The 20,799-nt window shown below is 65.7% G+C and carries 20 protein-coding genes and 1 riboswitch; of the genes, 12 read left to right on the top strand and 8 right to left on the bottom strand.

Annotation, left to right across the window (positions count from 1 at the left end; all coding sequences use genetic code 11):
- The coding region (locus Q1W26_RS05360; RefSeq protein WP_300436851.1) for a PEP-CTERM sorting domain-containing protein at positions 1-320 on the top strand (320 nt) is incomplete at its 5' end.
- A 105-nt stretch (positions 321-425) separates the two neighbouring features.
- Here the strand turns inward: Q1W26_RS05360 and Q1W26_RS05355 are convergent.
- Positions 426-1,154, bottom strand: coding sequence for a YebC/PmpR family DNA-binding transcriptional regulator (locus Q1W26_RS05355; RefSeq protein WP_300436849.1), 729 nt, complete (start codon positions 1,152-1,154; stop codon positions 426-428).
- A gap of 182 nt (positions 1,155-1,336) precedes the next feature.
- On the opposite strand from Q1W26_RS05355, the gene Q1W26_RS05350 reads away from it, so the two are divergent.
- Positions 1,337-2,875 carry a DUF853 domain-containing protein gene (locus tag Q1W26_RS05350; protein ID WP_300436848.1) on the top strand — a complete coding sequence of 513 codons (1,539 nt, stop codon included), beginning with the start codon at positions 1,337-1,339 and terminating at the stop codon, positions 2,873-2,875.
- A 106-nt stretch (positions 2,876-2,981) separates the two neighbouring features.
- Here the strand turns inward: Q1W26_RS05350 and Q1W26_RS05345 are convergent, their stop codons facing one another.
- Together Q1W26_RS05345 and Q1W26_RS05340 are read right to left on the bottom strand one after the other, a co-directional pair.
- The gene (locus tag Q1W26_RS05345; RefSeq protein WP_300436846.1) at positions 2,982-3,701 is read right to left on the bottom strand and encodes a uracil-DNA glycosylase family protein; all 720 of its coding nucleotides are present in this window, start codon (positions 3,699-3,701) and stop codon (positions 2,982-2,984) included.
- Between the two features lie 15 nt (positions 3,702-3,716).
- Positions 3,717-4,979, bottom strand: coding sequence for an AmpG family muropeptide MFS transporter (locus Q1W26_RS05340; protein WP_300436845.1), 1,263 nt, complete (start codon positions 4,977-4,979; stop codon positions 3,717-3,719).
- A gap of 113 nt (positions 4,980-5,092) precedes the next feature.
- Here Q1W26_RS05340 and Q1W26_RS05335 point away from each other — a divergent pair, with 113 nt between their 5' ends.
- Both Q1W26_RS05335 and Q1W26_RS05330 read left to right on the top strand, forming a co-directional pair.
- Positions 5,093-5,407: a hypothetical protein gene (locus Q1W26_RS05335; RefSeq protein ID WP_300436843.1), complete on the top strand. Its 315-nt coding sequence runs from the start codon at positions 5,093-5,095 to the stop codon at positions 5,405-5,407.
- A gap of 91 nt (positions 5,408-5,498) precedes the next feature.
- Positions 5,499-5,981, top strand: coding sequence for an isoprenylcysteine carboxylmethyltransferase family protein (locus Q1W26_RS05330; protein WP_300436841.1), 483 nt, complete (start codon positions 5,499-5,501; stop codon positions 5,979-5,981).
- A 16-nt stretch (positions 5,982-5,997) separates the two neighbouring features.
- On the opposite strand, the gene Q1W26_RS05325 is transcribed toward Q1W26_RS05330, so the two are convergent.
- Entirely contained in the window at positions 5,998-6,921 is a 924-nt protein-coding gene (locus Q1W26_RS05325) for a diguanylate cyclase (RefSeq protein ID WP_300436838.1), read from the bottom strand.
- A gap of 163 nt (positions 6,922-7,084) precedes the next feature.
- On the opposite strand from Q1W26_RS05325, the gene Q1W26_RS05320 reads away from it, so the two are divergent.
- The 3 genes from Q1W26_RS05320 to Q1W26_RS05310 all read left to right on the top strand — a co-directional run bounded on the left by Q1W26_RS05320 (position 7,085) and on the right by Q1W26_RS05310 (position 8,843).
- Positions 7,085-7,681 carry a cytochrome c oxidase subunit 3 family protein gene (locus Q1W26_RS05320; RefSeq protein WP_300436835.1) on the top strand — a complete coding sequence of 199 codons (597 nt, stop codon included), beginning with the start codon at positions 7,085-7,087 and terminating at the stop codon, positions 7,679-7,681.
- A 4-nt stretch (positions 7,682-7,685) separates the two neighbouring features.
- Positions 7,686-7,961: a cytochrome C oxidase subunit IV family protein gene (locus tag Q1W26_RS05315; protein ID WP_300436832.1), complete on the top strand. Its 276-nt coding sequence runs from the start codon at positions 7,686-7,688 to the stop codon at positions 7,959-7,961.
- Positions 7,962-8,048: 87 nt separating this feature from the next.
- Positions 8,049-8,843: a CbbQ/NirQ/NorQ/GpvN family protein gene (locus tag Q1W26_RS05310; RefSeq protein ID WP_300436829.1), complete on the top strand. Its 795-nt coding sequence runs from the start codon at positions 8,049-8,051 to the stop codon at positions 8,841-8,843.
- 118 nt (positions 8,844-8,961) lie between these two features.
- Here the strand turns inward: Q1W26_RS05310 and Q1W26_RS05305 are convergent, their stop codons facing one another.
- From Q1W26_RS05305 to Q1W26_RS05295, 3 genes are all read right to left on the bottom strand, one after another.
- Positions 8,962-9,483 carry a hypothetical protein gene (locus Q1W26_RS05305; protein ID WP_300436826.1) on the bottom strand — a complete coding sequence of 174 codons (522 nt, stop codon included), beginning with the start codon at positions 9,481-9,483 and terminating at the stop codon, positions 8,962-8,964.
- 26 nt (positions 9,484-9,509) lie between these two features.
- Entirely contained in the window at positions 9,510-13,211 is a 3,702-nt protein-coding gene (metH, locus tag Q1W26_RS05300; protein ID WP_300436823.1) for a methionine synthase, read from the bottom strand.
- Between the two features lie 63 nt (positions 13,212-13,274).
- A riboswitch (S-adenosyl-L-homocysteine riboswitch) is annotated at positions 13,275-13,347 on the bottom strand.
- A 9-nt stretch (positions 13,348-13,356) separates the two neighbouring features.
- Positions 13,357-13,617 (bottom strand): oxidoreductase-like domain-containing protein, encoded by a 261-nt coding sequence (locus Q1W26_RS05295; protein ID WP_300436820.1) that lies wholly within the window; start codon positions 13,615-13,617, stop codon positions 13,357-13,359.
- A gap of 104 nt (positions 13,618-13,721) precedes the next feature.
- On the opposite strand from Q1W26_RS05295, the gene Q1W26_RS05290 reads away from it, so the two are divergent.
- The 5 genes from Q1W26_RS05290 (at position 13,722) to Q1W26_RS05270 (ending at position 20,540) form a co-directional block, all read left to right on the top strand.
- Positions 13,722-15,140 carry a bifunctional aminoglycoside phosphotransferase/ATP-binding protein gene (locus tag Q1W26_RS05290; protein ID WP_300436818.1) on the top strand — a complete coding sequence of 473 codons (1,419 nt, stop codon included), beginning with the start codon at positions 13,722-13,724 and terminating at the stop codon, positions 15,138-15,140.
- Between the two features lie 265 nt (positions 15,141-15,405).
- A complete protein-coding gene (locus tag Q1W26_RS05285) occupies positions 15,406-17,046 on the top strand; it encodes an MbnP family copper-binding protein (RefSeq protein WP_300436815.1) in 1,641 nt (546 codons plus the stop codon).
- Between the two features lie 22 nt (positions 17,047-17,068).
- Positions 17,069-18,244 carry a methanobactin export MATE transporter MbnM gene (locus tag Q1W26_RS05280; protein WP_300436813.1) on the top strand — a complete coding sequence of 392 codons (1,176 nt, stop codon included), beginning with the start codon at positions 17,069-17,071 and terminating at the stop codon, positions 18,242-18,244.
- Between the two features lie 9 nt (positions 18,245-18,253).
- Positions 18,254-19,363, top strand: a complete 1,110-nt coding sequence (locus Q1W26_RS05275) for a methanobactin export MATE transporter MbnM (protein ID WP_300436811.1) — start codon at positions 18,254-18,256, stop codon at positions 19,361-19,363.
- The gene (locus Q1W26_RS05270) at positions 19,344-20,540 is read left to right on the top strand and encodes a hypothetical protein (protein WP_300436808.1); all 1,197 of its coding nucleotides are present in this window, start codon (positions 19,344-19,346) and stop codon (positions 20,538-20,540) included. The genes Q1W26_RS05275 and Q1W26_RS05270 overlap by 20 nt, the downstream gene beginning before the upstream one ends.
- On the opposite strand, the gene Q1W26_RS05265 is transcribed toward Q1W26_RS05270, so the two are convergent.
- On the bottom strand, positions 20,537-20,799 hold a 263-nt coding region (locus Q1W26_RS05265), incomplete at its 5' end, for a hypothetical protein (protein ID WP_300436806.1). The genes Q1W26_RS05270 and Q1W26_RS05265 overlap by 4 nt on opposite strands.

Here is a 20,799-nt window from a genome sequence, read left to right as displayed (position 1 = left end):
CGTATGAAAATGCTCGGGATTCATCCGTTATGAGTTTCGAATGCGATGGCCCTGGCTCCGGTAGCGACTCCGTTGCTGGCATTATCGCTGACTGGATTGGCTCCGGTAACCGCCTGCTGTCCGCTGAAGCGTTCGGCAACTCTGGCACCGTCGGCGGTGGCAACCTCGACACCAGCGTTCAAACCTGGGCTAACGGCACCCTGACCGTTGTCTACGACTACACCGTCCCGACCCCCCCCGTCACCGTTCCCGAACCCGCCTCCATGGCGCTGGTCGGCCTCGGCATGATGGGTCTGGCTGCCGTTCGTCGCCGCAAGTAATTTGCCTCGCCGCCCGGCCCGCCGGGCGTGCCGCGCAAAGCATAAAGGCCACCTCGCGGTGGCCTTTATGCTTTCAGTGCATTCCGTAACCGGAAGACACCGGTCTTACTCCTCGTCCATCGCGGCCGACGAATAGACCGCCTGCACATCGTCGAGGGATTCGATCGCGTCGAGCAGCTTCTGCATGCGCAGCGCGTCGTCACCGGCCAGCTCGGTGTCGTTGAGCGGCTTCATCGTCACTTCGCCGAACTCGGCGGTAAAGCCCGCCTTCTCGAGCGCTTCCTTCACTTCGCCGAACTGGTAGGGATCGGTCATCACTTCGATGGAGCCATCGTCGTTGGTCAGCACGTCGTCGGCGCCGGCCTCGAGCGCCGCTTCCATGAGCGCATCTTCCGGCGTGCCCGGCGCAAACAGGATCATGCCGCAGTGCTTGAACTGGAAGGCCACGCAGCCGTCGGTGCCCATGTTGCCGCCATACTTGTTGAAGGCATGACGCACGTCGGCAACGGTGCGGGTCTTGTTGTCGGTCAGGCAATCCACGATCACTGCCGCGCCGCCGATGCCGTAGCCCTCGTAGCGGATCTCCTCGTAGGTCACGCCTTCCAGTTCGCCGGTGCCCTTCTTGATGGCACGGTCGATGTTGTCGGCCGGCATGTTGACGGCCTTGGCCTTGTCCACCGCCATGCGCAGGCGCGGATTGAAAGCTGCATCACCGCCGCCCATGCGGGCAGCCACGGTGATTTCCTTGGCCAGCCGGGAGAAAACCCGACCGCGCTTTTCATCCTGCCGGCCCTTGCGGTGCTGGATGTTGGCCCATTTGGAATGACCCGCCATGATTCTGTGTCCTTGCGTCGCGACGTAAAGGCGCGATTTTACCCTGTCGCCTGTTTTTCGCGCAGCCCGCGCTTGTTCCGGATCAAGTTCACGACACCCTGCACGGATTTCATACCCAGACCGGGCGCTTGTCCGATAATCCCGGGCACCGATTCTTTTGCCCGATTTCCAGGAGACCCACCATGACCGAGCCCCTGCTCATCGCCAAGTCCAAGGACAAGGACATCGCCCTGCTGCCCCAGCTGGCCAACCGCCACGGCCTCATCACCGGCGCCACCGGCACCGGCAAGACCGTGACCCTGCAAAAGATGGCCGAATCCTTCGCCAGTATCGGCGTGCCGGTGTTCATGGCCGACGTGAAGGGCGACCTGTCGGGCATCGGCGCCCCCGGCGTCGAATCGCCCAAGCTCAAGGAACGCCTTGCCGCGCTGGGCATCACCGAATTCACCCCGCGCGCCAACTCCGCGGTGTTCTGGGACGTGTTCGGCGAAGCCGGCCACCCGGTGCGCGCCACCGTTTCCGACATGGGCCCGCTGCTGCTGTCGCGCCTGCTCAACCTCAACGACACCCAGGCCGGGGTGCTGCAACTGGTCTTCAAGATCGCCGACGACCAGGGACTCCTGATCATCGACCTGAAGGATCTGCGCGCCACGATCCAGTATGTGGGCGACAACGCCAAGGATTTCACCACCGAATACGGCAACATCTCGGCCGCCTCGATCGGCGCGATCCAGCGCGGCCTGATGGGCATCGAAGCCCAGGGAGGCGACAAGTTCTTCGGCGAGCCGATGCTCGACATCAATGATCTGATGCAGACCGACGCCAACGGCCGCGGCGTGATCAACATCCTGGCCGCCGACAAGCTCTGCAACCAGCCCAAGCTCTACTCCACCTTCCTGCTGTGGATGCTGGCCGAACTCTTCGAGCAGCTGCCCGAAGTCGGCGACGTAGATAAGCCCAAGCTGGTGTTCTTCTTCGACGAAGCCCACCTGCTCTTCAACGAAGCGCCCAAGGCCCTGCTCGAGAAGATCGAACAGGTGGTGCGCCTGATCCGCTCGAAGGGCGTCGGCGTCTACTTCGTCACCCAGAACCCCCTCGACGTGCCCGAATCGGTGCTCGGCCAGCTCGGCAACCGCGTCCAGCACGCGCTGCGCGCCTTCACCCCGCGCGACCAGAAAGCCGTCAAAACCGCCGCCGACACCATGCGCGCCAACCCGGAATTCGACGCCGCCAGCGTCATCACCGAACTCGGCGTCGGCGAGGCGCTGATCTCCTTCCTCGACGAAAAAGGCCGTCCGCACATCGTCGAGCGCTGCCACATCATCGCCCCGGATTCCCGCCTCGGCCCGCTGACCCCGGCCGAACGCAAGGCCGCCATCGAGAACTCGGTAATCTTCGGGCACTACGAACAGGTCATCGACCGGGAGTCGGCCTACGAGAAGCTGCGCGGAGGCAGCAACGGCAGCGCAACGGCGCCGGCCAGCGCCCCCGCCGGCAATGGCAACGGCGGCAATGCAGCTCCTGCCGAACAAGGTGGCGGCCTGTTCGGCGGTCTCAGCGACATCCTGTTCGGCTCCACCGGCCCACGTGGCGGACGTCACGCCGGGCTGGCCGAAACCGCGGCCCGCAGCGTCGCCCGCACCGTCGGCTCGACCATCGGCCGCGAAATCGTGCGCGGCGTACTGGGCTCGATCCTCGGCGGCGGCAGCCGGAGACGCTAAAACCTCCCCCCGTGGGTCGGACTTCAGTCCGACAACACTCGTTCAGCCGCTTCAGTCGGACTGAAGTCCGACCCACAGCGGGGCAAAGGGGCTGCCTCCTTTGCCCTTATTCCTTCCACACGCCCAGCGCCAGCAACTGCTTGGTCGCCGCCTCACTCCAGCCCCGATTGGCTGCCGGGCTGGCCGGGCTGGGGTGGAGCACCCGCCCGTATTGCACCGGCAAACCGGCCAGCGCCTCCCGCGCCCGGGCTTCGGCCCAGGCACCCACGCCGATCACCCATTCGGGTTGCAGGATTTCCACCATCTGGCGCAGATGCGCGTCGCAGGCCGCCAGGAGCGGGCCTTGCTCGGCCGCCGGCAGCTTGTCCGGCGTAAGGTTGCGGCCGCCGTCGAAGAAAGCCAGCGGGCAGTAATTGGCCACAAAGTGCTCGGCAAAGAAGGCGTCCGCCGTGCCGAAGCGCTCGGCGAACAGGCCCCACAGACGCCGCCCGCTCACCTCCGAACGCTCGCAGGCAAAGCCCTCGACGGGCCGCTTGGGGTTTTCGATCTCCGGCTTGCCCACCTCGCCAACAATGCCCATCCAGTCGCGCACAGCGGCGATCTCGCCAAAGGGCACGCCGGTTTGCACCATGCCGAAGGGGCCCGGATTCATGCCGACGAACATCACCTTCTTGCCCCCCTGGCCGAAGCGTCGCAGATAGGCCGCATTGGGTGCCCAGGCGTAGGCGAGCGGGTTATAGACGTGGGACACGGGCGCGGCAAAGCGCATGCCGTTGATCGTGTCGGACAGCGCGCGGGCTGCAGATTCGAGGGGAGTCGGGGTCATGATGGATGAAAAAGTTCAGGCCGAACCCGCAGGGCGTTCGTGCCACGGCGCAACCTTGACGAGCAGGAGCATGCCGGGCACCGCCAGCACGCCGCACAGCATGAAGAAATCGAACCAGCCGAAATACTCCACCAGCCAGCCGGCCGAGGCGTTAATGAAGGTGCGCGGCACCGCCATCAGGCTGGTGAACAGCGCCAGCTGGGTGGCCGTGTAGGCCGGGTGAGTGGTGCGCGCCATGTAGGCCACGAAGGCCGTGGTGCCAAGGCCCACGCCCAGCGCCTCCAGGCCGATCACCGCCGCCAGCACGCCAAGCCGGCCGGCATCGGCCTCGGCCGGGCCCAGCCAGGCCAGCCACGCAAAGCCGAAGATCGCCAGCCACTGCACCACGCCAAACACCCACAGGGCGCGGTTGATGCCCAGCTTGACCATCCACAGCCCGCCCAGCAGGCCGCCGATGACGCTCGGCCACAGCCCGGCGTTCTTGGCGATGATGCCGATCTCGGTCTTGCTGAACCCCATTTCCAGATAAAACGGCGTGGCCAGCGCGGTACATAGCGAGTCGCCCAGCTTGTACAAGAAGATGAAGCCCAGCACGACCAGCGCCGAGCGCACGCCGTGGCGGCCGAAGAATTCGCGGAAGGGCTCGACCACCGCGTCACGCAGCGTGCGCGGGGCACCGCTGGCCGAAAACGGCTCCTTGACCATCAGCGTCATGGCCAGGCCCGGCGCCATGAACAGCGCGGTGATGAAGAACACCTGCTGCCACGGCAGGTGGTCGGCCAGGATCAGCGCCAGCGAACCCGGCACCAGCCCGGCCAGCTTGTAGGCATTGACGTGGATCGCGTTGCCGATGCCCAGCTCGATCTCCGGCAGCAGTTCGCGGCGGTAGGCATCGAGCACGATATCGAGGGTGGCCGACAAAAACGCGATCAGCGCGGTGAGCCCGATCACCAGGCCCAGCTGCGCCGTGGGCGACAGGGTGCCCAGCCAGGCAATGGCGCCGAGCAGCAGCACCATGGTGAGCGCCATCCAGCCGCGCCGGCGGCCCAGCAGCGGCAGCGCGTAGCGGTCGAGAAAAGGCGACCAGACAAACTTCCAGGTGTAGGGAAACTGGATCAGCGCGAAGGCGCCAATGGCCTTGAGCGACAGGCCCTCGGTTTTAAGCCACGCGGGCACCAGGTTGAGCAGCAGATAAAGCGGGAGGCCCGACGAAAAGCCGGTGAGCACGCAAATGAGCATGCGGCGGTTGGCGAGGGCACGCCAGGGGGATTCGGTCATGGGCTGGGAGTGTTCCGGACAAGCGGGCCATGATAACAATCGGTTACTTGATTCCGGCGCCAAGTCACCGAAAAATGCGCTTATCAGAATCGAAAAATAACGAGGAGAGCCGCATGTACACCGTCACCGTCGCCTTTCGGGACGACAAGGAATACGAGTTCCGCGTCCACGCCGAAGACATCGCCGGGCAAACCCGGGACAGCGCGCGGGAATGGCTTCACGAGGAATTCGAGGAGCTCGAATGCACGCCCAGCAACCCGGTGGGCAAGGTGCTGATTCTCGACGTGATCCTCAACGTCGCCAAGTATGGCGGCGAGCAGCGCTTTGCCCAGGGCGGCCCGTGGGCGCGCCGCTTTGCCGCCAGCGTGGCCCTGGCGCTGGACCGCCCGGTCGTGCGCATCGACATACCGGGCTTCGTGGTGGGCTGACGCGCTCACACCGGTTTGCGCCGCCCCGAAAAACAACCGATCATCCGGCGTCGCATTCCACATACCCGGCACCTGCGCCGGGCACACCCCGATGAAGCAACTCCCCTGGTGGAAAGGCCGCCGCGGCGAATGGTACGTGGGCCTGCAGTTCGCCCTGTTCACGCTGGTGGTTTTCGGGCCGCGCGGCGCGGCAATCGCGTGGCCGGCGCCGCTGGCGGCCATCGCACGGCCTGCCGGCATCGCGCTGATCCTGGCCGGTGCGCTGATCGCCACAGCGGCCGTGTTCAATCTCGGCCGCAACCTCACGCCCCTGCCCCACCCCAAGGACGATTCCACGCTGGTTGAAACCGGCCTGTACGGCTGGGTGCGCCACCCGATCTACTGCGGCCTGACCCTCGCCGCCTTTGGCTGGGCCTGCGTCGTGCAGGGCTGGCTGACGCTGCTGTGGGCGCTGGTGCTGCTGGTTTTCTTCGACATCAAGTCACGTCGCGAAGAAGCCTGGCTGCTGGCACGCTTTCCGGCCTACGCCGATTATCAACGCCGCGTCAGGAAGCTGCTTCCGTTCATCTACTGACCCCCGGCGGCTGCGCTCAGGACATTTCGACCCGGTTGCGCCCGTTTTTCTTGGCCAGGTAGAGATTGGCATCAGCCTGTCGGAACAGCGGCGTCAGGCTGCCTTCGGCGCGCGGCATATGCACACCGCCCATCGACAGGCTCACGACGCCCAGGCCGGAGCTGTCCGCGTGGGGAATGCCCAGCCCCGACACCGCCGCCAGAACCACATCGGCCACCTGCGCCTGGGCCTCCCTCGAGCAGCGCGGCAGCACGATGGAAAACTCCTCGCCACCGTAGCGTGCCACAAAGGCGTCGCGGGCAAGCCGGCCGGCGTTCGCCTCGTCGATCGTCGTGGCAAGAACACTGGCGATCGCGCGCAGACAATCGTCGCCCGCGAGGTGGCCGTAGCGGTCGTTGTATTTCTTGAAGTGATCGACGTCGATCATCAGCAGCCCGAAGGATGCGCCGCTCGTAACCGCCTCGGCCCACTGGTGGTCGAGCCGCACATCCATGTGGCGCCGGTTGAACAGGCCGGTCAGCCCGTCCCGGCTGGCCAGCGCCTCGAGCTTGCGGTTGGCCAGGGAAAGCTCGGCACGCAGCGCGGCGATCCGCGTCATGGCTTTCATCTTGGCCTGCAGCACCGGTTCGGGCGCCGACTTGGCAAGAAAATCGTCACCGCCGGCCTCGATGGCCATGACCAGGTTTTCGGGGGTGTCTGAAGCGGTCAGGAAGATGATCGGCGTCCACGCCCATTCCTGCGTGGCCTCCACGGCACGAATGCGCTGGGCGGCCTCGAAGCCGCCCATCACGGGCATTTCGATGTCCATCAGGACGAGATCCGGCGCCGACGCCTGGAAGCGCTCCACCGCCACCTGGCCGTTTTCGGCGGCAACGACTTCGTAACCCAGGGCGACCAGCCTCGCACCAAATACCGCGATGACTGTGCGCGAGTCATCCACCAACAAAACCTGCATACCGCCCCCCGGGCATCATGGATATGTCCAAAGACATAGTAACGCCGGTGTAGGAAAAAACTGACAGTGACTTCAAAAATCCCGATATCACGCAGTAATTGGGCTAGATCAAGGCCGTGGAAGTTCTCCCCGAACGACACTGCACAAAATGGAACATCACCCCGACATCACCGCCCCCCACTCTGGCCCGGCCGTCGCCCCGCCGGGCGACTTGGCGATCTGGTTCTTCATCCTCGCCGAGCTGCTGGCCTTTGGCGTTTTCTTTGCGGCCTATGCCTTCGCGCGGGCCCATAACGTCGAGCTTTTCAACGAAATGCAGCAAACCCTCGACCGGCCGGCCGGCGCGCTCAACACGGTGCTGCTGATCACCGCCAGCTGGTGCGTGGCCCGCGGCGTCGAGGCGACACGCCGCGCCAGATCAGCCACCGGCGCCCGCTGGCTGGCCGGCGGAATCCTCTGCGGCGGGGGTTTTCTGGTGGTGAAGGGGGTTGAATATGCAGCAAAGTTTGGAGCCGGCATCAACCTGTCGACCAACACCTTCTACATGTTCTACCTGTCGCTCACCTTCTTCCATTTCATGCACGTCATCCTCGGCATGATCATTCTGATCGTGCTGTGGTGGCAAACCCGCCAGGGCGTCTACGGCCCGGCCGACATGAACGGCATTGAAAGCGGCGCGGCCTACTGGCACATGGTGGATCTGGTCTGGATCGTGCTGTTCCCGCTCGTTTACGTGATGAGGTAATCCCATGATGAACACCCGCCAGCTCAACTTCGTGTGGGTCGTACTGATGCTCGCCACACTCGCCACTTTCGCCATCGGCGAAATCGGCGAGCGCATCGGTATTGCCGGCCCGCTGGCCATGGCCGCGCTCCTTGCCATCAGCATCATCAAGGGCCGCCTTGTGATGCTGGACTTCATGGGCCTGCGCGGAGTCAAATTCTTCTGGCGCGGCCTGATGATCGGCTGGCTGCTGCTCGTTTCGGCACTGATCGCCATCGCCTACTGGATCGCACTGAAATGACAACCCCCACGCTCAGTTCCTTCGCCGCCCCCCAAGGGGGCGCCCAGTCCCTTCGGGCGGCCGGGCGGGACTGGGGATAAACGCCCCATGACACCAATGACCTCCAACATCCCCTTCTACGAAGCCGCCAGCAACGAGATCGAAATCTTCGAGCAGGCCTGGAAGAACCGCCTGCCGCTGCTCATCAAGGGCCCCACCGGCGTCGGCAAGACCCGCTTCGTCGCCCACATGGCGGCGCGGCTGGGGCTGCCGCTGTACACCGTGGCCTGCCACGACGACCTCACCGCCGCCGACCTCGTCGGCCGCCACCTGCTCGGCGACGGGCAAACCGTGTGGTGCGACGGCCCCCTGACCCGTGCCGTGCGCGAGGGCGGCATCTGCTACCTGGATGAAGTGGTCGAGGCCCGCCGCGACACCACCGTCGTCATCCACCCGCTGGCCGACGACCGTCGCGTGCTGCCCATCGAGCGCACCGGCGAAACCCTCCACGCGCCGGATCGCTTCATGCTGGTGATGTCCTACAACCCCGGCTACCAGAACTTCCTGAAGGGCTTGAAGCCCTCCACGCGCCAGCGCTTCGTCAGCCTGCGCTTCGAGTTTCCCAGCGCCGCCCGCGAAGAATCCATCCTCCTCGGCGAGGCCGCCTGCGACCCGATGCTGGCGAAGCAGCTCGTCTCCATCGCCCAGCGGCTGCGCAGCCTGAAGGATGTGGATCTCGAAGAAGTGGTGTCCACCCGCCTGCTGGTCTACGCCGCCAAGCTGGTCAAGGTTGGCCTCGACCCGGTGGAAGCCTGCCGCTCGGCGCTCGTCGAAAGCCTTACCGACGACGTGGACGTGGCGGACGCACTGCTCGAAGTGGTGAAGGCGACCTTCGGGCGGTGAGCCATAGGTGAAACAGGAGGGAAACCAAGCGCATTGCCTGCCCACGCAAGGCCTTGCGGCCACCCTCCAAAGGAAACACCTGGATCGTGGCGACCGGCATTGATGCCGCGGCCCGGCGCTAGCGGAAAAAATCGATCTGCACACCCGACTCCGCCGCCACCTGCCGCAAGCTGTCGGTGTACTCCAGGCTGCCGACGAAGGCCACCCTTCCCCCCTGGATACGCCCTTTTCCATCCAGAAGAGCCCTCTCAAGGATCGCTGCGTTCAATGCATCATCCGCACCGGTTACCACGAGAACCTGTTCAACATTCCGGCTGGCGAGGATCTCCTTGATCGCTTGCGAGTCGTTCACTTCCGCACCAGCCTTGATCGCCACCAGCGCCATCTGGTTGGATATGTAGTTTCCGGCGGGCTTGATCGTGAGCATCAACACTTTTTTGCCGGGATATTTCGCGTAGGCCAGGGCCGCGACACGGTTCAGCTCACGCTCGGTGGACGCACCGGAACCGGGGCTTGCGCACGCCGCCAGGATGAGCGGAAGAATGGTCAAAAGACGTAAGCAATATTTCACTGCGGCCCCCGCTGGAAAAATTCCAACAGGATATCCCGCGAACGCCCAGAAAATGCAAGGAGAGTTCATGCAAATGAACTCTCCTGCGCAAGCGCTTACAGCAGCGGCGCCAGCCACCTGGCTGCGTCGTCCACCGTCATCCCCGTGCGCCTGGCCCAATCTTCCAGCTGGTCGCGCCCGATCTTGCTCACCGCAAAATAGTGCGCGTCCGGGTGGGCGAAGTAGAAGCCGCTGACCGCCGCGGCCGGCATCATCGCGAAGCTTTCGGTGAGGTGCATGTCGGCCCGGGCCGGGGCGTCGAGCAGTTTGAAAAGATCGCCCTTCACGGTGTGATCCGGGCAGGCCGGGTAGCCCGGGGCCGGGCGGATGCCGCGGTAGGCTTCCTTGATCAGCTCGTCGCAACTCAGCGTTTCGTCCGCCGCGTAGGCCCAGAACTCTTTGCGCACGCGGGCATGCAGCCATTCGGCGGCCGCTTCGGCGAAGCGGTCGGCCAGCGATTTGAGCATGATCGAGTGGTAGTCGTCGTGGGTGCGCTCATAGGCGGCCAGGCGGCCTTCGATACCCAGGCCGGCGGTAACCGCAAACGCGCCCACGTAATCCGGCACGCCGGAATCCTTGCCGGCAATGAAGTCGGACAGGCAGTAGCTGGGCTTGCCGGCCGGGCGTTCGTGCTGCTGGCGCAGGCCGTGCCAGCTCATCAGCACTTCGCTGCGGGTCTCGTCGGCGTAGATCTCGATGTCGTCGCCCACCGCATTGGCCGGGAACAGGCCGAACACCGCGCGGGCCTTGATCCAGGGGTTGGTGTCCTGCTCGGCCACCATGCGGGCGAGCATCACTTCGGCGTCGGATTTCAGCTCGCGGGCGGTTTCGCCGACGAGATCGTCGTGAAGGATCTTCGGGTAGCTGCCGGCCAGATCCCAGGTCTGGAAGAACGGGCCCCAGTCGATGTAATCCACCAGTTCGGCAAGGTCGATGTCGAAAGCCTGGATGCCGAGCTGCGCCGGCACGGGCGGCGTGTAGGCAGCGTCGCCGTTCCACTTGAAGGCGTTGGCGCGGGCCTGGTTCAGGCTGACCATCGTGACGCCCTTTTTCTGAGCGTGCTGGGCGCGCAGCTTTTCGTAGTCGGCCGCCACTTCCGCGGCAAAAGACTCGCTCTGGCCTTCGGAGAGCAGCTTGGTAACCACACCCACCGCGCGGGACGCATCGGGCACGTAGATCACCGGCTTGTCGTAGTGCGGGGCGATCTTGATGGCGGTGTGAGCCCGGCTGGTGGTGGCGCCCCCGATCAGGAGCGGCACGTCAAAGCCCTGGCGCTTCATCTCGGAGGCCACGTGGCTCATCTCTTCGAGGGACGGGGTGATGAGGCCCGACAGGCCGATGGCCTGCGCGCCGTGCTCGCGGGCGGCATTGAGAATCTTGTCGCAGGGCACCATCACGCCCAGGTCGACCACGTCATAGCCGTTGCAGCCCAGCACCACGCCGACGATGTTCTTGCCGATGTCGTGGACGTCACCCTTGACGGTGGCCATGATGATCTTGCCCTTGCTGGTGGCGCCGGTGCGCAGCTTTTCGGCTTCGATGTACGGAATGAGGTGGGCCACGGCCTGCTTCATCACGCGGGCCGACTTGACCACCTGCGGCAGAAACATCTTGCCGGCGCCAAACAGATCGCCCACCACGTTCATGCCGGCCATCAGCGGGCCTTCGATCACGGCCAGCGGCGGCTTGCCTTCGGCTTCGAGCCGGGCGCGCACTTCCTCGGTATCGGCCACCACGAAATCGGTGATGCCCTTGACCAGCGCGTGGGAGAGGCGGGCCTCGACGGGCTGCTCGCGCCAGGAGAGGTCGGGGCCGGAATCCCTGGCCTTGCCCTCCTTCACGGTCTGGGCAAAATCGACCAGCGCTTCGCCGGCACCGGGGTGGCGGTTGAGCACCACGTCCTCCACCTTGTCGCGCAGCTCGGGCTCGAGATCGTCATACACGCCGAGCATGCCGGCATTGACGATGCCCATGCTCATGCCGGCCTTGATGGCGTGGTACAGGAAGACGGTGTGGATCGCCTCGCGCACCGCGTCGTTGCCGCGGAAGCTGAAGCTCACGTTGGAAACGCCGCCGCTGATCTTGGCGTAAGGCAGGTTTTCGCGAATCCACTTCACGGCATTGATGAAGTCCACGGCGTAGTTGTCGTGTTCCTCGATGCCGGTGGCGATGGCGAAAATGTTCGGGTCGAAGATGATGTCTTCGGGCGGAAAGCCGATGCCGACCAGCAGCTCGTAGGCCTTGGCGCAGATTTCGGTCTTGCGGGCAAAGGTGTCGGCCTGGCCCTTCTCGTCGAAGGCCATGACGATCACCGCGGCGCCATACTGGCGGCACAGGCGCGCCTGGCGCAGGAACTCGGCCTCGCCTTCCTTCATCGAGATGGAATTGACGACGCCCTTGCCCTGGATGCACTTGAGGCCGGCCTCGATCACGCTCCACTTGGACGAGTCGATCATGATCGGCACGCGGGAGATGTCCGGCTCGGAGGCGATGAGCTGGAGGAACTTCTCCATCGCCGCCAGCGAATCGAGCATCGCTTCGTCCATGTTGATGTCGATGATCTGCGCGCCGTTTTCCACCTGCTGGCGAGCCACGGCCAGCGCGTCGTCGAAACGGCCTTCGAGGATCATCTTGGCGAAGGCGCGGGAGCCGGTGACGTTGGTGCGCTCACCAACGTTAACAAACAGCGACTCGGGGCCGACATTGAAGGGCTCCAGGCCCGACAGGCGCAGCTTTTTCTCGATGCTCGGCACCGTGCGCGGGGTAATCAGGCTGACCGCGTCGGCAATCGCCTTGATGTGCGCCGGCGAGGTGCCGCAGCAGCCGCCAACGATGTTCACCAGCCCGGAGCGGGCCCATTCGATGATCTCGCTGGCCAGTTGCTCGGGCGTTTCGTCGTAGCCCGTGGGCGACAGCGGGTTGGGCAGGCCGGCGTTGGGGTGGGCCGAGACGAAGGTGTTGCACACGTTCGACAGCTCATCCACGTAGGCGCGCAGCTCTTTGGCGCCCAGCGCGCAGTTGAGGCCGAAGCTGATCGGCTGCGAGTGGGAGAGCGAGTTCCAGAAGGCCTCGGCCGTCTGGCCGGAAAGGGTGCGGCCGGAGGCGTCGGTGATGGTGCCGGAGATCATCACCGGCAGGCGGCGGTTCAGGTCGGCAAACAACTTTTCAACGGCAAAAACGGCAGCCTTGGCGTTGAGCGTATCGAAGATGGTTTCGATCAGCAGGATGTCGGCGCCGCCGTCCATCAGGCCGCGGGCCGAATCGTAGTAGTCGTCCACCAGCGCGTCGAAGGTGACATTGCGAAAGCCCGGATCGTTCACGTCCGGCGAGATCGACAGGGTGCGGGAGGTGGGTCCGAGCACCCCAGCGCAGAAGCGCGGCTTGGCCGGATTGGCTTCGGTGAATTCGTCACACAGCTGGCGAACCAGCCGGGCGCCTTCGACGTTGATCTCGTAGGCGAGATCGGAGAGGTGGTAATCGGCCTGCGACACGCGTGTGGCGTTGAAGGTGCAGGTCTCGATGATGTCGGCGCCGGCTTCGAGATAGGCCCGGTGAATGCCGCCCACCACGTCGGGGCGGGTGAGGACCAGCAGGTCGTTGTTGCCCTTGAGGTCTTTCGGATGATCGGCAAAGCGCGTGCCGCGGTAGTCGGCCTCGCCAAGCCGGTGCTGCTGGATCATCGTGCCCATGGCGCCATCGAGAATCAGGATGCGCTGGACGAGAAGACTGTGGAGTTCGGGGCTACGATCGGCTTGCATGACATTTCCTTCGATTCAGCCGGCGGCGAGCAAAATGCAAACGGCGCTACAAACCCGGCTGTTGGTTTGTGAGCGCCGTTGATCGGTTGCCGAGCCTGGCCTGTTTTTTCTACAGGTCGCAACGCTCCTCGGCAAGAGCCGGATTTTACGGGGTTTTTACCTGATCTGCCAAGATCGCGGGTGCGTCGAGCAGCGCCCGGGCATCCTCGCGCCACCCGTTCAGCGCCGTGTAATACCCCTCCCAGACGCAGCCGTTGCAGCCCCGGCCGCAGCACGTAGTGGGCGGCGGCGGCGGATTGCGGTGGGCCAGCGCGCGGGCGGCGAGCAGGGCGCCGATGGCGGCGATCTGCGCCTCGGCCTCGGCGAGGTTGGCGGGGCGGCGGGCGAAGGGGCTGGGGGTGGTCATGGCAGGGCTCCGGCGGGGTCGCGAACATAACATTGCCGCACGGAACGGGAAAGAGCCGGGCCGGGAAGCTGGTTCCCGTCATCGCGGCGAAGGATAATCCCGCCATGCCATCCCTCCTCCCCGACTGGCTCGAGGATTTCCGCGCCCGCCTTGGCGCCGAAGTCATCGAAACCCACATCTCCTGGCTGCTGCTCACCGGGGCCTTTGCCTGGAAGCTGAAGAAGCCGATCACCCTGCCCTTCCTCGACTACGGCACGGCCGCGCGGCGACGGCATTTTTGCCACGAGGAGCTGCGCCTCAACCGGCGCTTCGCCCCGGATCTGTACCTCGGCGTCGAAGCCGTGGGCGACAGCGGGGAGTGCGCGGTAAAGATGCGCCGTTTTCCCGAGTCCCGGCGTCTCGACCATGTGTGTGCCCGCGGCGAACTGAGCCCGGCGCATCTGTCCGGGCTGGCCCGGGTGGTGGTGGACTTTCACGCGGTGGCCGCCGTGGCCGGGCCGGAAACGCCTTTCGGCGAGCCCGGGCAAGTGCTCGCCGCCGCCCTCGAAAACTTCACCGAACTGTTCACCCTGCTGCCCGCCGCCGCCCCGCAGCTCGAACGCCTGGAGCGCTGGACCCGGGACGAATTCGCCCGCATCCGCCCGGCCCTCGCCGCCCGCAAGGCCGCCGGCCGGGTGCGCGAATGCCACGGCGACCTGCACCTGGGCAACCTGGTGCTGCTTAACGACCAGGTGCGGCCCTTCGACTGCATCGAGTTCAACGACGATTTTCGCTGGATCGACGTGGCCTCCGAGCTGGCCTTTACCTACGTCGACCTGCTCGACCACAAGCAGCCCCGGCTCGCCGCCTGGCTGCTCAACGCGTGGCTGGCCGAAGCGGGCGATTTCGAGGCCGTGCCGGTGCTGCGCTTCTACGCGGTGTACAAGGCCATGGTGCGCGCCAAGGTGGCCGGCATCAGCGGCAACGCGGCCACTGCCGGGGGCTACCTGCGCCTTGCCGAATCCATCGCCACCCCGCCGCCGCCGCAGCTGACGATCACCTTCGGCCTCTCGGGCTCGGGCAAGACCACCGCGAGCGCGGATTTTTTAAGCGCCGATCCGGGCGCCACCACCCTGCGCCTGCGTTCGGACGTGGAGCGAAAACGCCTCTTTGGCCTTGCCCCCCTGGCCCGCAGCCAGTCGACGGTGGATGGCGGCATCTACACCCCCGAGGCCACCCGGCGCACCTACGCCCGGCTCGTCGAGGCGGCCGGCCTGATTCTGGATGCCGGCTGGTCGGTGATCCTCGACGCGGCCTTTCTCAAGCGCAGCGAGCGCGACGATTTTCGGGCACTGGCCACCGCGCGGGGTGCCCGCTTTGCGATTCTCGCCTGCGCAGCCCCGGTGGATGAACTCCAGCGCCGCCTGCTGGCCCGCCACGGCGACGCCTCCGAGGCCACCGTCGAAGTGCTCGAAAAGCAGCTCGGCTGGATGGAGCCGCTCGGCAGCGACGAGACGGAACGGGTCATCACGCCCTTGAAATGAATAGCCGCGCGCGCCTGGATGTGAATCGGGTCTAAACCGGCTGGATCCGGGCGACCTGCACCATGATCGCCTTCCGGGTGCCCGTCCGCGCCCGACTTTGTTGCCCCCGGCCTTTTCCTGGCAAGAGCCTGACCATGGCCGGCGGCGGCGCTACGCGCCTGCTCCGGTGAGGCCGGATCTTTATCGCGACATCATGTCACATGGCGCCGATCAGGCCCGGAAAAGAGAATGCACGACCATTTTCTGCTCTTCCGGAGACTTACCGATGCTTAAGCGCCCAACCCTGTTCGCCCTGACGACGCTTGCGTCCGCCATTCTGACTGCTTGCGGAGGCGGGGGCAGCGGGGGCAACGAAGCCCCGAAGACCACCCTTTCCGGCACCGTCGCCGACGGCTATCTGAAGGGCGCCGCGGTCTGTCTGGACATCAACGGCAACGGCGTCTGCGACAGCGGCGACCCGAGCACCGTCACCACCGACGGCGGCAAATACACCCTCTCCGGCATCACCGCCGGCGACGAGACCAAATACCCGGTCCTCGTGAGCGTCCCGGCCACGGCCATCGACAGCGACAACCCCACCGGCACGGTCGGCAAGGCCTACTTCCTGTCCAGCCCGGCCGGCAAGGGCAGCTTCGTCAGCCCGCTCACCACCCTCGTCCAGCAAAAAGTTGCCGCCGGCGCCAGCATCGATACGGCCGAAAGCACGATGAAGGCGCTGCTCTCCATCACCGACACCACGGTCAGCCTGTTCAGCGACTACGTGGCCGCCCAGGGCACGGCGGTTCAGACCGACACCACTTCCGCCGGTCACTACGCCCGTGCCCATGAAGCGGCGAAGGTGGTCGCCAAGTCCCTGCAGGCGGGCTACGACGCACTCAAGTCGGACTCCAACCCCAAGGCCGTGCACAAGGTGCTGCTGGCCCAGGCCGAGGATGCGCTGATCATCCAGAAGGCCACCGCCACCGACACCACCAATCCCACCTTTTCCACCGCCGGTGTCGTCGCCGCCGACAGCCCCAACACGCTGAAAAAGATCGTCGCCTACGAAAAAGGCAGCAGCGTAGCCGCCACCCAGACCGTCAACATCGACTTCGACGTGGTCGCCGGCAGCCAGGCCGTCACCTGCGGCGCGGCACTGACCGGGCTGGGCACGAAGGCCACCAGCGGTCAGGTGAAGGATCTGCGTTTCTACATCACCAACGTGCTGTTGATCGACGCCCAGGGCAACTACGTACCGGTGAAGCTCGACGAGAACGCCAACCAGTCCCGCGACGTGGCCCTCATCGACTTCGAGGACGCCACCGGCAAATGCCCCACCAGCACCGGAACAGCGGCAAGCTACAAGTCGATCGCCGGCAAGGTTGCGCCCGGCACCTACGTGGGTGTCGCGCTGACCCTCGGCGTACCGGTCAAGTCTGCCGATGCCGACAAGGCGTCCCTCAACCACAGCGACACCACCGCGGCAACAACCCCTGCGCTCCTGACCAGCGCCTCGATGGCCTGGTCCTGGCAGTCTGGCCGCAAGTTCAGCAAGATCGAGTTCGTGCCGGACGCCCTGATCACCCGCCCCACCGGCACCACCACCACCTGGAACGTGCACCTGGGCTCCACCGGCTGCAAGGGTGACCCCACCAAGGGCGTCGTAACCGCCTGCACCAACCCCAACCGGATGGACTTCTCCTTCGCGGCCTTCAACGCCAGCACCCAGAAGATCGTGCTCGACCTGGCCGAGCTGTTCAAGAACTCGGATCTGTCCTACGACGGCGGCGGCGCGGCCGGCTGCATGTCCGGCACCACCGACCCGGAATGCGCCGGCATCTTCCAGGCCCTGCAGATCGACCTCACCAACGGCCTGCCGATCAACGCTGGCGCGGCCCAGAGGGTCTTTGCCGTGAAGGCCAAGTAAGGCCGGAAAGAGACATCCCACGATGAAGCACAGCCCCTTCCCCGGGGCGTTCGCCGCCGCCACCCTGGCCAGCCTCGCGCTGGCTGGCTGTGGCGGCGGTGGCACGTCCACCACCGATACCAGCCTCACCGCCAACGCCGACGCCTCCTGGACCTGGAGCCTGCCGGTGAACTTCGCCACCCCGGCCGTGCCTGCCGACAACCCCATGTCGGAGGAGAAGTTCCAGCTCGGCCGGCGCCTCTTCTACGACACCCGCCTGTCCGGCAACGGCACCCAGTCGTGCGCCTCCTGCCACTTCCAGAACCTCGCCTTCACCGACGGCAAGGCCGTGTCCACCGGCTCCACCGGCGAACTCACCGCCCGCAGCGCGATGCCCATCGCCAATTCGGCCTATCACCCCACCCTGACCTGGGCAAACTCGACGCTCACCTCCCTCGAAAAGCAGATGGAGACCCCTCTGTACGGCACCAACCCGGTCGAACTGGGCATCAACGACGGCAACAAGGCCACGGTACTCAAACGCTTCCAGGACGACGCCGACTACCTGGCCCGCTTCGCCCGCGCCTTCCCCGGCGAGGCCAGCCCGGTGAGCTTCACCAACATCATCAAGGCCATCGCCACCTTCGAGCGCGGCATGCTGTCCGGTGATTCCAAGTACGACCGCTACCAGAAGGGCTCCGCCACCCTCAGCGCCGCCGAAGAGCGCGGCCGCAACCTGTTCTTCACCGAAAAGGCCGAGTGCTTCCACTGCCACGGCAGCTTCAACTTCAACGACCAGCTGAAGCACGCCGGCTCGCGCATCGTCGAGACACCCTTCCACAACACCGGCCTCTACAACATCGACGGCCAGGGCGGCTTTCCGGCCCCCAACCGGGGCATCTTCGAGATCACCGGCAAGGCGGAAGACATGGGCGCCTTCCGTACCCAGAGTCTGCGCAACGTCGCCGTCACCGGCCCCTACATGCACGACGGCAGCCTCGCCACGCTGGAAGAAGTCCTCGACTTCTACGCTGCCGGCGGACGCAATCTCACATCGGGTCCGCTGGCCGGCGATGGCCGCGCCAACCCGAACAAGAGCGACCTGATCAGCCGCATCGACCTCAACGCCCAGGAAAAAGCCGACCTGGTGGCCTTTCTCAAGACCCTCACCGACGACAGCCTGCTCACCAGCAGCCGCTTCGCCAACCCGTTCAAGTAGGCATCGCCCATGCGCCACGCTTCCCTTGTCGCCGGTGCCGCGCTTCTTGCCAGCGTGTTTGGCGGACTCGTCACCCAGCACCAACTCCAGCCCGCCGCGTCCCCGTGGCGCTGGAATCTGCCCGCCCATTTCAAGGCCCCCCGCATCCCGGCCGACAATCCCATGTCGGAGGATAAGTTCCAGCTCGGACGACGCCTCTTCTACGACACCCGCCTGTCCGGCAACGGCACGCAATCCTGTGCCTCGTGCCACTTCCAGCACCTCGCCTTCACCGACGGCAAGGCCGTCTCCACCGGCTCCACCGGCGAAGAGACCGCCCGCAGCGCGCCGAGCATCGCCAACAGCGCCTGGAACCCCACGCTGACCTGGGCCAACTATTCGATTCTCGATCTCGAACGCCACATGCTCGTCCCGATGTTCGGCGAGAACCCGGTGGAGCTGGGCATCGACGACAGCAAGCGGGAGCTCGTACTCCAGCGTTTCAGGGACGATCCCGACTACCGGGCCCGCTTTGCCCGGGTCTTTGGCTCCGGGGCCGAAGCAATCAGTTTCGCCCACCTGATCCAGGCCATCGCCACCTTCCAGCGGGGCGTGGTGTCGGTGAATTCCCGCTACGACCAGTACCTCGCCGGAACAGCGGTCCTGACGGCGAGTGAAGAGCGTGGCCGGGCACTGTTCTTCTCGGAACAGGCCCAGTGCGCCAGCTGCCACAGCGGGCCGACCTTCAGCGATCAATACGCCGATGTGACGACGACCATCGTCAGGACGCCCTTCCACAACACCGGCCTCTACAACATCGATGGCAAGGGTGCTTACCCGGAACCCAACCGGGGCATCCTGGAGTTATCCGGCAAGGCCGCCGACATGGGCGCCTTCCGCACCCAGAGCCTGCGCAACGTGGCCGTCACCGCACCCTACATGCACGACGGCAGCATCCCGACGCTCGCGGCGGTCCTTGAGCACTACGCCACTCACGGCCAGCTCAGCCCGCTCAAGGACCCACGGATCGACCGCATCCGCCTGGACAAACAGGACAAGGCTGACCTCATCGCCTTCCTGGAAACCCTCACCGATAACGAACTCCTCACCAGCCCGCGCCATGCAGATCCGTTCAAATAAACTTGCCGGCCTCCTCTTGCTGAGCTTTGCCGGCAGTGCTGCCGCCCACGATAGCGTTACGCCGGCGGGGGACCGCCTGGCCGTTTCCGGCGGTTTCGGCCTGATGTCCCTGCATGCCGACGATCGCTACCCCGCCGCCCGCCTGCCCGGCGTGCTCGAAGCCGGCAGCCCCCGGGCCGACGAGCGGCGCGACGGGCTCGACTACGCCGAGATCGCCCTGCGTGCCCGCTTCACCGAGCAACTGCGAGGCTTCCTGAAAGTCGCCCACCACGGCGGCCGGGACGCCCGCAACGAAACCGAGGAGGCCTGGCTGGACGGCCGTACCGAGATGGGCCACGACCAGCAACTGGCCCTGCGTGCCGGCCGTCAGCTGCTGCCCCTCGGCCTGCTCAACCCGATCCACATGCATGCCTGGGACTTCGGCATCGCGCCGCTGGCCCTGCGTGGCGCCATCAACGAATCCTGGCGGGCCGACGGTTTCAACCTGAACTGGCAACTGCCGGCAGGCTGGTCGGCCGGGGCCGGCGCCTGGCGCAACCAGGGCTTTCCGGGGGCGGATGCGGGCGGCCTCAAGCTGCTCACCGCGCGGGCTGGCTGGAAGAACGAAGCACTTCAGCTGGAGGCCGGCTACGCCAACGTGAATGCGGACGGGCGGGCCCTCGTTACCACCGGCAATGCCGGCCACACCCATAGCGTACCCAGTTGCACCCGCATCACCACGGACCGGGTGTGCTTCTTCGGTACGGCCCAGCTCCTGAGCCTCGCAGCCCGCTGGACACCCGTCGGCAGCCCCTTGTGGCTGGGGGCCGAATGGTGGTTCAAGCGGGAGGACGGACGCCTCGACAGCATCAACGGCGCCCCGGACTACACCGGCAAGCTGAACGGTGGCTGGCTCGACCTGGGGTGGCGTTTTGCGCCCGGCTGGGAAGCCATCGGCCGGGCCGAGCGCACACTTGCCCGTCACGACCTTGCAGGCACCAACGCAGGACTCGTGGCAACCCAGTCCGGTATCGCCGACTCGGATCGCGCCCTTAGAAGTATTGGAGCCGTCGTCCAGTGGCGGCCGGCCGGAGGCCACCGGCTGGCAGCCGAATGGCACCAGGAACGGAGCGGGGACGCCACCAACTCCATCTACCTGCTGCGCTACCAGTATGCCTTCGTGAAAGGGCTGTTCTAACGCAGGGTGCCGACGTAGCGGTCCACCGGATGGGTGGCCGCCGGGCGGGCGGCGCGCAGACGCTCCAGCAGGCCCGGCTGGGGAACCGAACTTTCGGCTTCCGGCGGTGGATCGAGTTCCATCGCCACGCGCAGGCGCCCGCACAGCTCGGCCAGTTCTGCGTTGCCGGTAGCGCTGGCGAGCCCCACGATCTCCCGGGCGTAATCCTTGTTCACCCGCATGTATTCCACGTCGGTGATGCGGTTGGCCACCCGCCGCA

The sequence above is a fragment of the Zoogloea sp. genome (assembly GCF_030157465.1).
In the GTDB taxonomy this organism is placed as follows: Bacteria; Pseudomonadota; Gammaproteobacteria; order Burkholderiales; family Rhodocyclaceae; genus Zoogloea.
This window is presented reverse-complemented; position numbering and strand designations above follow the sequence as displayed.